Source organism: Plantactinospora sp. BB1 (genome assembly GCF_003030385.1).
Lineage (GTDB): Bacteria > Actinomycetota > Actinomycetes > Mycobacteriales > Micromonosporaceae > Plantactinospora.
This window is the reverse complement of record NZ_CP028159.1, coordinates 4,794,010-4,810,749: the sequence shown is the minus strand read 5'-3', so window position 1 is coordinate 4,810,749 and position 16,740 is coordinate 4,794,010. Positions and strand designations below refer to the sequence as shown.

At 71.0% G+C, this 16,740-nt stretch carries 8 protein-coding genes; all 8 read right to left on the bottom strand.

The window, feature by feature from the left end; genetic code table 11:
- Window positions 1-54 precede the first annotated feature (54 nt).
- Entirely contained in the window at window positions 55-1,950 is a 1,896-nt protein-coding gene (locus tag C6W10_RS20945; protein WP_107259788.1) for an adenylyl cyclase, read from the bottom strand.
- Window positions 1,951-2,180: 230 nt separating this feature from the next.
- Window positions 2,181-2,810 carry a DUF642 domain-containing protein gene (locus tag C6W10_RS20940; protein ID WP_107259786.1) on the bottom strand — a complete coding sequence of 210 codons (630 nt, stop codon included), beginning with the start codon at window positions 2,808-2,810 and terminating at the stop codon, window positions 2,181-2,183.
- 310 nt (window positions 2,811-3,120) lie between these two features.
- A complete protein-coding gene (locus tag C6W10_RS20935; RefSeq protein ID WP_234361362.1) occupies window positions 3,121-3,939 on the bottom strand; it encodes a CPBP family intramembrane glutamic endopeptidase in 819 nt (272 codons plus the stop codon).
- 246 nt (window positions 3,940-4,185) lie between these two features.
- A complete protein-coding gene (locus C6W10_RS20925) occupies window positions 4,186-5,700 on the bottom strand; it encodes a hypothetical protein (RefSeq protein WP_199853706.1) in 1,515 nt (504 codons plus the stop codon).
- Between the two features lie 78 nt (window positions 5,701-5,778).
- Complete coding sequence (locus tag C6W10_RS20920; protein WP_107259782.1) at window positions 5,779-8,613, bottom strand: PQQ-dependent sugar dehydrogenase; 2,835 nt, start codon at window positions 8,611-8,613, stop codon at window positions 5,779-5,781.
- A 94-nt stretch (window positions 8,614-8,707) separates the two neighbouring features.
- The gene (locus C6W10_RS20915; protein WP_107259780.1) at window positions 8,708-10,438 is read right to left on the bottom strand and encodes a ThuA domain-containing protein; all 1,731 of its coding nucleotides are present in this window, start codon (window positions 10,436-10,438) and stop codon (window positions 8,708-8,710) included.
- Window positions 10,439-10,491: 53 nt separating this feature from the next.
- Window positions 10,492-13,365: a ricin-type beta-trefoil lectin domain protein gene (locus tag C6W10_RS20910; protein WP_107259779.1), complete on the bottom strand. Its 2,874-nt coding sequence runs from the start codon at window positions 13,363-13,365 to the stop codon at window positions 10,492-10,494.
- A gap of 158 nt (window positions 13,366-13,523) precedes the next feature.
- Window positions 13,524-16,673: a glycoside hydrolase family 95-like protein gene (locus C6W10_RS20905; RefSeq protein ID WP_234361932.1), complete on the bottom strand. Its 3,150-nt coding sequence runs from the start codon at window positions 16,671-16,673 to the stop codon at window positions 13,524-13,526.
- Between the last annotated feature and the right edge of the window lie 67 nt (window positions 16,674-16,740).

The following is a 16,740-nucleotide window of genomic DNA, read 5'->3' as shown; positions in this document are numbered from 1 at the left end:
TCGGGCGGGCGGGCACGGCGGCCGGTCGGAGACGCCGACCGGCCGCCGGCCCGGTTACGGTGCCACCGGGTACTCCGTGAGATAGACCGGTGCGCCGACCCGGGTGGTGTCGGCCGGCCCGCCGACGCCGTTGACCACGTGGTCGATGGTGCCGGCGCTGAGGTTGACGGTCATGATGTGGTGCAGCCGTACGCCCGGGGTCTCCGGCACCTCGAAGCCGTTCTCGGTGTGGATCGACGGGTTGTTCTGGTTGAAGACGTACACCCCGCCGCCGTGCAGGGTGTGCCGCCGCACCCGGTCGCCGACCTTGTAGCCGGCCCAGCCCTCGACGTCGCCGTTCATCCAGTCGGCCTGGGTCGGCGGGTCGTACGGCAGCTCGTTCTGGTAGAGGATCGTCGTGCCGTCCTCGCCGTTCCAGACGGTGTTGTAGCGCTGGAAGTGCTCGACGAAGAGGCCGGTCGCGGTGACGTGGTCGCCGTTGATGACGGCGCCGTACCGGCCGGTGTTGGTCCGCCAGCGCTCGGTGTCGCCGTTGACGCCCTCGGTGAAGCCCTCGACGCCGTGGTCACCGCGCCACACCCAGGTGTGGTCGATCAGGACGTGGTCGCTGTTCACCTCCAGGGCGATGTGTGTCCTGCCGATGTGCGGCCCGCCGACCCGGAAGTAGACGTCGGACAACGTGATCGGGTTGCCCGGGGTGCTGTGGTTGCGGCCGTGCCGGCTGCCGACCCGGAGCAGCACCGGCGACTCCCGCAGGCCGGCGTCGACGGTGACCCCGGCGACCACCACGCCGGGCACCCCGGCGACCTCCAGCGGAACGGCGCCGTTCACGGCGGTCAGGGTGGCGTGCCCGATGCCCAGCACCACCGTGTCGGGGCGGCGGACCTCGATGCTGCGGGCCACGTCGTAGACGCCGGGGGTGAGCAGCAGGTGCCGGCCGCGCGCCAACTCGCGGTTGATCACGTGTACCGGGTCGGACGGCCGGGCGACGAAGAAGTCCCGCAGCGGGATCGTCCGGCCCGGGGTCAGCCCGGCACCCCAGGTGACGCCCCGGCTCTCCCGTCGTACGGCGGGCACCCGGACCTGGTACTTCCCCTTCCCGTCCACGAAGAGGTACGGCTTCTCCCGGCTGAGCGGCGTCCGCTCCAGGGTGGTGTACGGCGGGTCGGGGAACCCGGCGTCGTCGGGTGCGCCGACCACCCCGGCGAAGACCTGGTTCCAGACCGCGTTGGACCAGCTCGCGACCTCGGTGTTGCGGGTCAGCCACTGCTGCTGGGAGCCGTTGGTGGTGGCGGGCAGCCGCGAGTCGGCGATGAAGCCGCCGCTGGCGTACTGCGGTCCGGCGGTGCAGTAGTCCATCAGCGACAGTCCGCCGCCGCCGATGTTCATCCGGCGCAGCGAGACGGCCTGGGAGACGGCCCAGAAGTTCGCCGACGCCCGACAGTCGTCCTGGCCCGTCGCGACAATGTTGATCGACAGGTTGGAGAGGGTACGCCAGAAGTTGACCAGGGCGATGCAGTTGCCGGTGCCACCGCCTTCGAGGCAGCGGTTGTAGACCTCGACCTTGCCGTTGATCAGGACGTCGGTGGGGGAGGCGCCGAGCCCGGAGATCTCGGTGTAGTAGCCGACCTTGATCTGTAGCGGCTGCTCCGGGCTGCCGTAGGTGCCGGGCTTGAAGAGGTAGGCGTACCGGTCGGTGCCCATCTCGTTGCCGACCTGCCGGGCGTGTGTCGCGTCGAGCGTCGCCTGGATCTGGCTGACCGGCATGCTCGGGTCGAAGACGGTGACGTTGCGCCCGAGGTCCTGAGTACCGGGCCGGGCCGGGCCGGTGGCGCCGGCGGGTGTGCTCGTCGCGGTGGTGGCGGTGGCCAGTACGAGGCCGAGCACGAGCGCCCGACGGAGCCGGTGCCGTGCGGGGCGCCGCCGGAGGCCGGGGGAGGGTGTCGTCATGCGGTTCGTCCGTCCTTTCCACTGGCCGGAGCAGCGGCTCCGGACGCAGCGACGGGGTGGGTCGACGGGGCACCTTCGCCGGGCGGCGGCGGAGCCCCGGACGGCTAAGAGAGCGCTCTCTCAACCGTCCGGGGACATCCACTCGCCACACCAGGAAGGTTGACATGTTTCTACCCGTTGCCCGCCCCGTACGCCATCGGACGAGCGGCGTCGTCGAGAGTCGAGGGACGTCAGGAGATTAGGGTGGCGGTCCTCGGCGCGCTCGCGGGACAGACGACGAGCAGGCAGCTCTCGACGCGTACGGCGTCGATGACCGGGCCGTAGGCGCTGGGCGTGGTACTGGTGAACCGGAGGGTGGTCGAGCCGGAAAGCACGTTGGTGAAGTACACCGTCCGGTACACGTAGCCCAGGTCGGACGGGTTCCGGCCGGTGGTGTCGAAGGTCAGGTTGCCGATCGTCTGGCCGTTGGCGGTGACCGTGCCGCTGGTGACGACGGGGCCGTTGTCGGGGTTGCCGGCCAACGCGTAGCGCACCCGGTAGGTGGTGAGCAGGGTGGTCGGCAGGGTCCGGGCGACGGCGCCCGGGCCGCTGCCGTTGAGGTCGAGGGACTGGTTGCCCTCCGCGTGCTGCCAGTCGCGGGTCAGGTCGACGGTGCCGGAGGCGACCGTCCACGGGCCCAACTGCTCGCCGGCGGCGAAGGTGGTGAAGTCGTTGAAGATGACCGGGTTCTCGAAGCCGTCGGCGAAGACGACGGCGGCGGAGGCGGGACTCGGGATCAGGACGGCCAACAGGGTGGCGACGGCCGCCGCCAGGCTGGCGCCGACCGAAGTACGACGGGCACGTGCGGAGGTACTTGCCATGCTTGTCCTTCCGACGCGGCTCTGTCCGGCCAACCGGATGCCGGAATGCCGCACCGCACCCGGTCGCCGGCAACCGAGGAATCGATATCTGTCGGTGACGCTATGGTGACGCGACCAGGCGGGACAAGGTCGTCCCTGCTCGGGAGTGCCGCCGCCATCCGACAACGGAAGGAGTATCCGCCGACCTTGACACGCCGGCCCCGATCGTCGGCGGAGCCGGTGGGCGCCGGTGCCGGGCGAGGTCGGTCGGCCGGGATGGCAGCAGAGGCGGACCTCTGCCGGCGTGGCATCCCTCCGGCTGATACTCAGCTCAGCGCAGGATCAGCACCGCCACCGTGCCGATGACCGCGTTGGCGGTCACGTGCACCAGGTACGGCACCAGGATCCCGCCGCTGCGCAGCCGGAGCACGCCCAGGGCCAGCCCCCAGGTGCCGGCCATGACCATGCCGACCGTGCCGGACGGAAAGCCGGCGTGGTGTGCGGCGCCGAACAGCACCGCCTGGAGCAGCACCGCTGCCCGGGCACCCCAGACGGTGGCGAGTTCGCTCAGCAGTACCCCTCGGAAGAGCATCTCCTCCCACACCGGGTTGACCAGCGCGAACCCCACGATCCCGAGGATGGCGAGCCAGAGCGGGAGGCGTTGCAGGTCCCGCAGGTATTCGGCCGGCTCGGGGCGTACCGCGAGCGCCCAGGCGACGAGTGCGACCCCGCCGAAGAGTACGGTGGCCAGGCCCAGCCACGGCGCCTCCGGGGTCAGCCTGCCCCGGGCCAGCCACGGCGCCGCCGGGGCCACCCCGGCCCATCGCCCGACGAGTAGCAGGCAGGCCAGCGGCAGCGCGCAGACCAGCACGGTGGTGAGCGCGGGCGGCCAGTCGGCGAGGATCCCCACCGCGAAGCAGCCGAAGAGCGGGCCGACGAAGGCGGCGGTCCGCAGCGCCGCCGGTGAACGCAGCACGGCGGCGGCCACGATCAGCGCGGCCAGCAGCACCGCGACGACCGCCGTCCGGGCCGGTGCCGCGGGATCGATCGGCAGCACGGCGCAGACACCGAGCGCGACGACGATGCCGCCGGCCAGCCCGGCCCGGTTGACCGACGACGTCGATCTCGACTGCTTCGTGCCTGAGGACATCGGCGGCTCCCGAGCGGTGCGCTGCGACGGCGGACAAATCACATTGTGCTGACCGCTCGGCATCGAGGTGGTCCCGGACCGGCGCCGACCGCCGAAATCCCACCTCCGCGCGCCACTGGCGCGCGCGTCGGAACGGCTCCACAATGCCCGGTCGTGACCCGAGCCGGTGTCGGTCGGGGTTGGTGCCGCTGGGGCACGAACGGCCCCGCAGGCACCCTCCCCGACCGACAGCGTCGGGTGGTCGACTCAGCCGACCAGGTCGAATCGTTCCCAGGGGCCGATTCCGGTCCGGTTGGCGACCAGCGGGGCGGCCCCGGCGTTCTCGGCGACCACGTACCGGTTGTTCACCGTGGCGCGCAGGCTGACGCTGCCGTCGCCGTTGCGGACCAGGTGGAAGGTCTCCCAGCCGCCGACCGCCGTCCGGTTGGCGACCAGCGGATTCGCCCCGGCGTTCTCGGCGGCGACGTACCGGCCGTTGGCGCGGGCGCGCAGCGCCACGGTGCCGGCGCCGACTTCGACGAGGTCGAACTGTTCCGCCGTACCGACGGCGGTGCGGCTGGCGATCAGCGGGGCGGTGCCGGCCGGGTCGGCGGTGACGTACCGGCCGTTGGCGTGGGCGCGCAGGCTCACCGGTCGGGCCGGATCGGGCCCCGGTCCGGGGTCGACGGCCGGGTTGAACTGGCGTACCCAGTGCCGGGTCCGGTCCAGGTAGGCCGTCTCGGCGGCGGCACCGGTCTGCCCGTACGCCCCGGAGTAGGTCAGGTAGCCGTGCCCGTCCGGCGGGTTCGCGCTGGCCGGTTCGATCGTCGAGCCCTCGTGCCACTCGTTGAACGAGGTGATCGAGACCCAGGTCGGCGGGCCGCCGTGCGCCGCGCTCAGCGCGTTGCCCCACTGCCGGTCGTACGCGGTGCCGTTCGCCCGGTCCACCGTCGGGGTGGTGTTGCCGGGCACCGCCCGGTCGTCGAGGTACCCGGGTGCCACCGAGGGGGCCCAGACCAGGCCGTTCGCCTTGCAGAAGGCGCTGGCGTCGGCCCAGCCGGGCGCGGTCGCCCCGGCGATCCCGTCGTAGGTGTACATCCCGCCGAAGTGCGCCACCTTCGTGGTGTCGGTGGTCTGGGCCAGCACGATGCTGTTCGGCCTGACCTGCTCCAGCGGGGACCAGTCGGTGATCCGCAGGCTCTCGAAGACGTAGAACGCCGACCGGTTGCCGTGCGCGGTGTCCCGGTGGAAGGCCGGGTGGCCGCCGTACCGGCTGTGGATGTAGGTGATGTCGGCGACGGTCGAGTCGGCGCTCCGCCCGGCGTACGGCTCAAGGTGCCAGGCGACCTGGAGGCCGTGCTCGGCGGCGGCGTCCAGCACCACCGGGGTCAGGTTGTCCTCGTAGGAGCCCTGCCCCCACCAGCTGTGCACCACCACCCCGACCCCGGCCCGGCTGATCCAGGCCATGTGCTGCCGCACCGCCGCCGGGTCACCGGAGTCGTACGCCCCGAGCGTCGGATAGAAGTTGGCGCCGATCTCCTGCGGCGGGGTGTGGCCGCCCTGTTGCCGGTGCCGGTAGCTGCCGGAGTGCGCCGGGTTGCCGTACCAGGAGTAGTAGAAGATGTGCACGTTGTCTGCGGTTCGCGGCGGCGCCGCTGCCGCGACCGGTTCGGCGGGGCCGGCCGGGGCGGCGGCGTTCGCCGGTACGGCCGGCGCGGCGAGCCCGGCCGCCAGCAGCAGGGTGGCGGCGGTGCTCCGCAGCCAGCGCGTTCTCGGGTGCATCAGGGGTACCTCCGTTGTCGAGCCGGGCCGGCGCGGCGCGGTCGGGGACGCCGACCGCACCGCCCGGCCCGGCGGTGCTCAGCCGTTGACGAGGGTGAACTTCTCCCAGGGGCCGATCGCCGTCCGGTTGGCGATCAGCGGTTCGGTGCCGGCGTTCTCGGCGGCGACGTACATGTTGTTCACCGTGGCCCGCAGACTGACCGTGCCGTCCGGGTTGCGGACCAGCGCGAACGTCTCCCACGCCCCGGCGGCGGCCCGGTTGGCGACCAGCGGGTTCGCCCCGGAGTTCTCGGCGCAGACGTACATTCCGGTGTTCCGGGACCGCAGCGCGACGTTGCCGCCGCCGAGGTCGACCAGGTCGAACTGTTCGGTGGCCCCGATGCTCGCCTTGTCGGCGATCAGCGGGCTGCTGCCGACGGCGCTGACGTACCGGTTGTTGGCGCTCGCCCGCAGCCCGGTCGCCGGCCCGCCGCCGGTGCCGCCGGTGGCGAAGGTGAACGAGTCGACGTCGAAGAGGTTGCCGGCGCCGCCCTTGAAGACCAGGAAGAGCGTGGTCGTCCCGGCCGGCTGGTTGGCGAGGGTGGTCGAGACGTTGCCGAAGGTGTCCCAGCTGCCGGTGTTCGGCACCGCGACGCTGCCGAGCAGGGTGCCGGTGGCCGAGCCGGCCCGGACCTCGATGGTGCCGCCGGCCCCGCCGGAGGAGACCCGCGCGGTGAACCGGGTGGCGTTGCCGAGCTGGTACGGCTGGTACGAGATCCAGTCGTTGTTGTCGATGAACCCGGCGGTCCGGCCGCCCTCGGCGGTGGCGTGCTCGGCGGTCTGCACCCCGCCGGACTGGGCGCCGAAGTGCTCACCCTGGCGGTGTCTCGGTTGCAGCGTCCGGATGCTGTGCGAGGTGAGGCCGCCGTTGTCGGTGTAGCTGGCGTCGAGGACGCCGTAGATGTTCGCGGCGGCGTCGTGCTCACCGTCGACCGGCACGTCGATGGTGCCGGAGCAGCCGGTCCTGGAGGTGATCTCGTGGGCGTGGCTGTCGTGCCCGAGGGCGTACGTGACCCGGACCCGGGCACAGTCGATCGTCCCGTCCTCCGGGTCGCTGACCGTCACCTGGTACGGCACCGTGTCGCCGAAGCTGAACAGCGCGCCGTTGCCGGGGACGGTCAGGTTCACCGTCGGCGCCGAGTTGCCGACCGTGACCACCAGGCTGGCGGTGCCGGTCAGCCCGGCCGGGTCGGTGACCCGCAGCGTCGGGGTGTACGTCCCGTTCGCCGTGTACGTCTTCGTCGGGTTCGCCGCCGTCGACGTCGTACCGTCGCCGAACGTCCAGAGGTAGCTCAGCGTCCCGCCCTCCGGATCGGAGCTGCCGGCCGAGGAGAAGTTCACGGTCAGCGGGCTCGGTCCGGAGCTGCGGTTGGCGGTGGCGACCGCGATCGGGTTGCGGTTGCCGCCGCCGATGTACTCGATCCGGTAGAGCGCCTGGTTGTTGGCGCCGGTGCCGTAGTCGAGGACGTAGAGCGCGCCGTCCGGGCCGAACGCCTGGTCCATCACCTGGGTACCCCGCCAGGGGAAGTCGGAGATCTCCCCGGGTGAGCCGTCGGCGTTCACCGCGATCGCCTTGATCCAGCGCCGGCCGTACTCACCGGCGAAGAAGCGGCCGTTCAGCGAGGCCGGGAACTTGACGCTGGAGTCGAGGTTCGGGTCGTACCGGTAGACCGGGCCGCCCATCGGCGACTCGGAGCCACCGCCGAACTCCGGCGGCGAGCCGGCGTCGCCGTACCGGATCCAGCTCGGCTTGGCGGGCGGCAGGGTGCTCAGCCCGGTGTTCCGGAACGAGTTGTTGGTCGGCCCGCCGGCACAGTTGTACTTCGCCTGGGACGGCCCGGACGGGAAGGTGTACTCGTTGTACGTCTCCGCCGTGGTGTTCGTGCCGGTGCAGTACGGCCAGCCGTAGTTGCCCGGCCCGGTGATCCGGTTGAACTCGACCTGCCCGCCCGGTCCCCGGTTCGGGTCGCCGACGCCCGCGTCCGGCCCGTAGTCGCCGAGGTAGACGATTCCGGTCGCCCTGTCGACGCTCATCCGGAACGGGTTCCGGAACCCCATCGCGTAGATCTCCGGCCGGGTTCCGGCGGTCCCCGGCGCGAACATGTTCCCGGCCGGGACGGTGTAGGTGCCATCGGCCTGCGGCTTGATCCGCAGCACCTTGCCGCGCAGGTCGTTGGTGTTGCCGGAGGAGCGCTGCGCGTCGAACTGCGGGTTCCGGTTGGTCCGCTCGTCGATCGGGGTGTACGAGTTCGACTCGAACGGGTTGGTGTCGTCCCCGGTGGACAGATAGAGGTTGCCGGCGGCGTCGAAGTCGATGTCCCCGCCGACGTGGCAGCACTGCCCCCGGTCGTTCGGCACCTGGAGCACCACCCGCTCGCTGCCCAGGTTGAGGGTGTCGTCGGCGTTCATGGTGAACCGGGAGAGCCGCAGGTGCCCCTTCCACCGCTCGAAGTCGGCGGCGGTCCCGGTGGTCGGGGCGTCCCCGGCCGGGGTGTTCAGCGGCGGCGAGTAGTAGAGGTAGACGAAGCGGTTGCTGGCGAAGTTCGGGTCGACGGCGACACCCTGCAACCCCTCCTCGTCGTGGGTGTAGACCGGGATGGTGCCGGCGACCCTGGTGTTGCCGGCCGCGTCGGTGACCCGGACGGTGCCGTTGCGGGCGGTGTGCACCACCGACCGGTTCGGCAGTACGGCCAGGGACATCGCCTCGCCGATCTCGGCGGAGCCGGTGGCGAGGGTGACCTGCTGGTAGTCGGCGGCGGGGACCGGGTCGGCCTGGGCCGCCGTCGTCGGCGACGCGGCGAGGATCGCGGCGGCGGTGGCGAGCGTCGCGGTCGCGTACGACCACGGTCGTCCTCTGCGGGGGTGCGCGGACACGGGAACCTTCCTTCTGGGCCGGGGTGTGCGCGACCGCCGCCCCGGGTCGCGGGGCGCGGCACGCGCGTGCTGGGGGAGGGAGCGGAGTAGCGGGTCAGCCGCCGTAGACGTTGAGGTCCCAGAGCGAGTAGCCCCACTGGGTGGCCCGCTGGGTACCGGTGATCCGGACGTACCGGCCGTTCGCCGAGATCGGCACGTCGTCGACGCCGCCGTCGCCGGTGCTGGTGGCGTAGACCTGGGTCCAGGTCGCGTTGTCCGGCGAGACCTGGATCTGGTACGCCCGCCCGTACGCCGTCTCCCAGTTCAGCCGCACCCGGTTCAGCGGGTACGCCGCGCCGAGGTCGACGGTGATCGTCTGCGGGTCGCCGTACGCGCTGCCCCACCGGGTACCGGAGTTGCCGTCGACCGCGTTCGCCGCCACGTGCGGGCTGTTCGGCTCGACGCTGCTGGCGGTGGCCGACCTGCCCCGGGCCAGGTCGGTGCCGGGCGGCTGGGTCGGCCCGTCGGTCCTGATCCGGACGTTGCGGTAGTTGATGTCCAGCCCGGCGCCGTCGTTCTGGAGTCCGAGGTAGCCGTCGGCGATGTTCCGGCCGCTGGTGTAGTCGTTCACCTTGACCCCGTTGAGCCAGACCTCGACCCGCTGGCCGTGCACGCCGATCTCGTAGCTGTTCCACGAGCCGGGCGGGTTCAGCGCGGCGTCCCGGATCGCGGGGTTCGGTGCGGAGAAGCTGTAGACGCTGCCGGTGGTCCGGGACGGGTCGGCGTCGGTGGCGTCGATCTGGATCTCGTGGCCGGCGTCGACCGGCCGCCACGGGTCACCCTGCGGGTCGGGGAAGCCGACGAAGACGCCGCCGTTGTCGTCGCCCGGCATCATCCAGTCGACCTTGAGGGAGTAGTTGGCGTAGCTGCGGACCGGGAACCAGAGCAGCCCCATCCCGCCGAACGAGGTCAGCGTGCCGTCGGCCAGGGTGAAGCCGCCCGGCCCGGCCTGCCGCCACTGCGCCAGGCTGGCCTGGGTGCCGTCGAAGAGCGCGGTGTAGCCGGTCTCCGGCCGGCAGTCCGCCGAGGCGGCCCCGGCGGCGATCCGCAGGCCGCCGAGGAGCATCCGGGTGAAGAGCGGATCCGAGTACGACTCGTCGGTGTGCCCGAGGCCGGTGTACCAGGATCGTCCGCCGCCGTAGTTCTGGCACCAGGTGATCGGGTGGTCGCCGCCCATCGACCCGCCGCTGTACGACGACTCGTCGAGGCTGGCCAGCACCTTCACCCGGGACCGGGGATTGGTCCGGTAGTTGTACCACTCGTCGGTGCGGGTCCAGCTCGCCGGCAGGTGCGAGGTGGCGGCGTTGGCTCGGTCCTCGACCCGGATCGTCGCCTGCTGGGTCGCCGGGTGCGAGGCGAAGTACGCCCCGACCAGCCCGCCGTACCAGGCCCAGTCGTACTCGGTGTCGGCGGCGGCGTGCACCCCGACGTACCCACCACCGCCCGCGACGTACGCCTCGAACGCGCTCTGCTGCCCGGCGTCGAGTACGTCGCCGGTGGTGTTCAGGAAGACCACCGCCTGGTACTGGCCGAGGTTGCCGGTGTTGAAGGCCGCCGCGTCCTCGGTGGCGGTCACGGTGAAGCCGTTGGCGGTGCCGAGCTGCCGGATCGCGGCGATCCCGGGCGCGATCGCGGAGTGCCGGAAACCGGCGGTCTTGGTGAAGACCAGCACCCGGCTCAGCGGGGCGGCCTCGGCCGGTGCCGGGCTCAGCACCGTGACCGCGCCGGCCAGGGCGAGTCCGGCGGCCACGGCGGCGGCCGTCACGGCGAGAAGACGTCTGCGCATGCGAACTCCTTGCGAGGGGGTGTGTTCCGGGCGGAGGGACGGACGGGGCGTGGTCAGGGCAGGGTCCAGTTCTGCGCGGCGGTGCCGTTGCAGTCGTAGATCTGCAACTGCCGGCCGTTGCCGGGATTCGAGCCGGGGATGTCCAGGCACCGGTTGGCCTGCGGGTTGCGCAGGCTGCCGTTGGCGCCGGCCGCCCACTGCTGCGCCCCGCTGCCGTTGCAGGTCCAGAGCTGCACCGGGGTGCCGTTGGTGGTGCCGCTGGCCGCCACGTCCAGGCACCTGCCGAGGGCCCGGATCGTGCCGTCGCCGGGCAGCGTCCACGTCTGGTTGGCCGAGCCCGCGATGCAGTCCCACATCTGCACCCGGGTCCCGTCGGCGGTGCCGCCCGCGTTGACGTCGACGCACCTGTCCATGCCCCGGATCGGCCCGGTACGCGGCCCGCCGCCGCCGGCCGGGGTGCTGACCCCGGCGCCGGTGAAGGTGTAGCTGTCCAGGTCGAGCAGGGCGCCGCCGCTGCCGCCGGTGAAGACGACGTAGAGGTCGTGGGTGCCGTCGTCGGGTTTGCTGACCGGGGCGCTGACCTCGGTGTAGTTGTCCCAGCCGCCGGTGTTCGGCACGGTGACCCTGGCCACCTCCGGGCCGGTCGGCGAGTCGTACCGGAAGGAGACGACGTTGCCGGCCTTGTCCGACGAGACCCGGGCCCGTACCCCGGTGATGCCCTTGAGGCTCACCGCGTGGTGCCGGACGTACTCGCCGGTCTGGATGTCGCCGAGCCGCCGGCCGCCCTCGGCGCCGGAGGCGTTGATCACCTGCGGGCCGTGCACCGAGACGTAGTGCTCGGCCTGCCACTGCTTCGGCCAGAGGGTGATGTCCTTCTCCCCGGTCAGCGGCACCGCGCCGGTGGCGCCCCGGTCGGTGTAGCTGGACCGGAGCACGAAGAAGAGCACCGAGTCCGGGCCGGCGTGCACCGGTCCGGTGTTGACGGTGAAGCCGCAGCCGGTGCCCTGGCCCTCCTCGTGGGCGTGCTCCTGGTGGCCGAGCGCGGCCCGGATCACCACGTTGGCGCAGGGCACGGCGCCGTCCTGCGGGTCGGTGGCGGTCGCGGTGGCGGTGACGTTCTCGTCCCACGAGATCATGCCGCCGTTCGGCAGCCCGTCCAGCGTCACCGTCGGCCGGTTGTTGCCGACCACGATCGCGACCTGGGTGGTGCCGGACCGCCCGGTGCCGTCGTTGACGGTCAGCCGGGCCCGCTTGTCACCGTTGCCGGTGTAGGTGTACGTCGGGTTCGCGGCGGTCGAGTCGACGGTGCCGTTGCTGTCGAAGTCCCAGGCGTAGCTCAGCGGGTCGCCGTCCGGGTCGGAGCTGCCGGCGCTGGAGAAGGCGACCTGGAGCGGGGCGAGCCCGTTGTCCCGGTTGACCGTGGCGACGGCGGTCGGGGAGCGGCCCCCGGCGACGTAGTTGATTTTGTAGAGGCCGGCGGCGACGTCACCGGAGAAGTAGCCGTTGCCGTACTCCAGCAGATAGAGCGAGCCGTCCGGGCCGAACTCCATGTCGATCGGGTGCACGAGCTGCATCCCGGCGAGGACCGGCTCGATGACGGTCGGGTTGCCGGTACGCGGGTTGCCGTTGTCGAACTGGACCTCCTTGATCCAGTTGCGGCAGTACTCCGTGATGATCAGCTTGTTGTCGTAGTACGCCGGCCACTTCACCTCGGAGTTCAGGTTCGGGTCGTAGTGGTAGACCTCGGCGTGGTTCGGCGAGCCGCAGCCGCCCGGGTTGTCCAGCGCCGGCCACTCCCGGCTGCCGCCGTGCTGCTCCCAGACCAGTGCGCCCCGGGTCGGCGGCAACTGCCGCAGCCCGGTGTTGTTCGGCGAGTCGTTGACCGGCCCGGTGCCGCCGCCACACGGGAACCAGCCGCGCGGGGAGTTGGTGGCGAAGTTCCAGTCGTTGTAGGCGACGTTCGGCCCACCGCAGTACGGCCAGCCGTGGTTGCCGGGCGCGGTGGCCCGGTTGTACTCGTCGTACGCCGCCGGCCCCCGGTTGGTGATCGTGGCACCGGCGTCCGGCCCGACCTCGCCCCAGTAGAGGGTGTTCGCGTTCTTCCTGTCGACCCAGATCCGGTACGGGTTCCGTACCCCCATGACGTAGATCTCGGGCCGGGTCTGCGCGGTCCCCGGCGCGAAGAGGTTGCCGGCCGGGATGGTGTAGGTTCCGTTCTCCTCCGGATGGATCCGGTTGATCTTCCCGCGCAGGTCGTTGGTGTTCCCCGAGGTGCGCTGCGCGTCGTACTGCGGGTCGCGGCCGGGGCGCTCGTCGATCGGCGCCATCCCGGCCGAGTCGCCGCCGGAGTTGGTGTTGTCGCCGACCGCGAAGTAGAGGTTCTCGTTGCTGTCCCAGCTCATCGAGCCGGCCGAGTGGCAGCAGAGCCGCCGCTCGGTCGGCCACTCGATCAGCTTCGTCTCGGCGCCCAGTTGCAGGGTGCCGGTGTCGAAGGTGAACCGGGAGATCCGGTTGACCAGCGGGGTGCCGACCGGCGAATAGAAGAGGTACACCCAGCGGTTGGTGGCGAAGCGCGGGTGCAGGGTGATGCCGATCAGCCCGTCCTCGAACCGGGCGTCGAGTGGCAAGGTCAGCGCCACCGTGGTCGAACCGGTGGCCGGGTTGTAGAGCCGGACCTGCCCGCCGCCGGAGCTGGTGCCCCGGTTGATGTAGAGCACCTTGCCGTCCGGCAGCACGGAGAGCTCGATCGGCTCGCCCATGGAGAGCCCGCCGTCGAGCTTGACCTTCTCGAACTGGGTGGTCGGCGGCGGCGCGGCGGTCGCCGGTGGGGCGGCGACGCCGACCGCGACCAGCGGCGGCAGGAGCGCCGCGACGGTGGCCAGCACCACGGCGGCGACGGTACGACGTGCGGGAAGTCTTCGATTCATGGCGTACTCCGGCGGTTCGGTGGGGGTGCGCGGTGGGGTGGTCCGGGTACGCGGCCGCCGATGCCCGACCCGGTGGTACCGGCGGGAAGAGCCGGCGGATGCGGCTGTCCCGCCGCCACGGCCGGCGGGTCGGGGGTGGACCCGCCGGCCGTGGCCGGTCAGGCGGGGACCAGGTCGAACTTCTCCCAGGGGCCGATCGAGTCCCGGTTGGCGATCAGCGGCGCCGCGCCGCCGTTCTCGGCGACGACGTACCTGCCGTTCACGTTGGCCCGCAGGCTGACCGAGCCGTCCGAGTTGCGGACCAGGGCGAACGTCTCCCACGCCCCGGCCGAGGGCCGGTTCGCGATCAGCGGGTCGGCCCCGGCGTTCTCCGCGCAGACGAACTGGTTGTTCACCCTGGCCCGCAGCCCGATGATGCCGCCACCGAGGTCGACCTGGTCGAACTGCTCCCAGGAGCCGACGGCGGCGGCGTTCGCGACCAGGTTGCCGGCGCCCGCGTTGCTGGCGCTGACGTACTGGCCGTTGGCCTGGGCGCGCAGCGCCACCCCGCCGGACGGCTGGGTGCCGCCGGTGAGGATCCGGAGCGCGTCGACCATGCCGACCGAGGTGGTCCGGTTGACGATCCGGATCGTGTGCTGGCCGTTCGACAGGCCGGTCCGGCGCCAGACGACCTGCTGGGCCTGCCGGGCGCCGGAGGCGTTCAGGTTGACGTTGGCCTGCAACACGTTGTCGAGATAGACGTCGACGTTGCCCATGTCGCTGAAGCGCTCCGAGAGGTATTCGACGCCGGTCCCGGTGAAGGTGTACGAGGCGGTCGCCCCGACCGTGGTGCTGTGGTGGGTGTCGTCGTTGTAGTCGCCGTACCCGCGGGCGGTGGTGAGGTGCCAGTTGGCGTCGTAGCTCAGCAGGGTGTTGTTGACCAGTTCACCGCCGCCCGGGTTGCCGGGGCCGCCGCCGAGGCCGAGCGTCGAGGCGGTACCGGAGAGCGCCTTCGCGCCCTGGTTGGCGCTGCCGGTCAGCGTGGCGGCGGAGTAGCTGGCCAGCGGCTTGCCGGTCCGTTCCAGCACGTAGTTCGCGTTCGCCGCCGTGGCAAAGGCGATCTCGCCGGCCGTGCTGGTCGTCAGGACGGCGTTGTCCGAGGTACGCCGGACGCGTACCTCCTGGTTGCCCCACGGGTTCACCACCCGGGCCTGCTTGCCGTGCAGGCTGCGCAGCCCGACGTACTTGATCTCGCCGGCCTCCCGCTCCGAGCTGACCAGGAAACCGTCCTTGGCCAGCAGGGTGAACCTGCCGACGAAGCTCGCGTCGGTCGGCACCGCCGGAAAGACTCTGATCTTGTCGTTGTACGACTGCATCAGCGACTCGTTCATCGCCGTCAGGTGGATGCCGAGGTACTCGAAGACCCCGTTGGTGTTGTTGGTCATCCCGTTCGGGTAGTTCTGGTATTTCTGCAGCATCGTCCGCATGCCCTGGAACGCCTGGTTGCCGAGCCCGAGCCGGGCGGCATGCACGTGGTCGTTGGCCCAGACGTTGCCGTAGGGGTGCGGCCGGACGTTCCAGGTGTTTACCGCGGTCTGGTGGTCCGGGTAGCCGATCCCGGTCAGGTCGTAGGGCCAGACCAGCTCCAGCGCCACGTTCTCCCCGTTGCGGGTCGGCGACGACGGCGGGTCGTGCGGCAGGTAGGCCCCGTTCGAGATCTGGTACGGCGCCAGGTTGTTCACGATGTTCTGCCAGTTGGCCCGCAGCCCCGAGTCCAGCCCGAGCTGCTGGCTGACCTGGATCGTCAGCGGGAAGAGCAGCCGTACCGCCGCCAGGTCGGTGATGGCGTTGCGGACGTCCCAGTAGGTCTCGTGGGCGTTCGAGTTCGCCATGTAGTAACGACCGGAGGAGTCCCGGCTGAGGATGTCCTCGTAGAACTTCACCGCCTCCCTCATGTACGGGTACGCGGTGTTCCGCAGGTAGTTCTCGTCGTTGGTGTACCGGTATTGCAGGTACATGTTGTAGGCGGCCTCGGTCCCGGTGGAATAGAGGTCGTTGACATAGTCGCTGTTGACGGTCCCCCGGGCGTTGCCGTCCCAGCCCATCGTCTCCGGCACCCAGAGCCCGTCACTGCCGTACCGGGTGGTGGTGAAGGACTTCAGCGCGGCCAGATTGCGGCTGTAGAGCCGGTTGAAGCCGGCCATCAGGTCGACGTGGTTGCTGGCGTAGAACGAGTTGTAGACGTCGCGCTGGTTCCAGTACCAGTAGCCGTTGCTCCACTTGGAGTTGTCCTGGGTGGCCCGGAAGACTCCGTTGATGAAGTGCAGCGGATAGTTGCCGAAGCCGCCCGCCGCGATCATGTAGGTGGCCAGGTAGTAGACGTTCTCCAGATAGTCGGCGTCCCCGCCCGCGTTGGAATACTGCACGAACGACCTGGCCCAGAAGTTGTGCCACCAGTTGCGATAGTTGTTCAGCGTGCTGGCGTAACCGGTCGCCTTCACCGCCGCGAGCTGGTTCTTGGCCTGCTGCACCGAGTTCTGCCCGGGGGAGTTGACCCGGGAGGCGGCGGTGAACCAGACGGTGTAACTGCTGGTCGGGGTGATGTTCAGGCGTACCCGGGTGCCGTTGACCGTCTGCGAGGTGTAGCTCGCGCCCTCGACGGTGGCCGCCAGGGTGAAGCCGAAGTTGTTCGGGTCGGCCTGCCCCCGGCTGATCCCGACCCCGGTCGAGTCCGCGAAGGTGCTCGCGGTGCGCCAGGTGGTCAGGTTGGGCACGTCGGCGATGTTCTGGACGCTGTTCAGGTCCCAGAGGCTCAGGTCGAGGCCGACGCTGGTGACACCCGGCCGGCTGTCCTCGACGTGGATTCCCATCACCTCGGAGTTGGGCGAGCCCATGATGGTGACGGTGCGGTTGTTGTCGTACTTCGTGGTCAGGGTGCCGTCGTAGAGCGACAGCCGCTGCTGGAACGTGGTGTAGCCGGTGTCCAGCTGCGGGTTGCTGAACAGGTTGACGTTGCCGGCCGCATAGGTCGACTGCTGGGCCAGGTCGACTCCGGAGACCTGCATCGACAGGCCGTTCTGGCTCCACACCATCGCCCCGGTCCTGCCGTTGCCGACGGTCAGCCCGTGCAGCGGGTTGGTGTTCGGCCGGTTGTAGACGATGTCGTGCTTCGACAGGTAGTTGGCGTAGTTGACGTTCAGGGTGCCGGTGCTCGAATTGAACGCGGCGTCGGTGGGCGCCGCTGCGGCCGGTGTGGCCGGGCCGGTGGCGACGAGACCACCGGTGAGCAGGGCGGCGAGCATGACGCGGATCGGCGTACTCACCTTCATCGACACGATCCCCTTCTAGATCGTCCGGTGGATGACGTCTCGCGCCCCGGAGGCCGGTGCAGCTCCC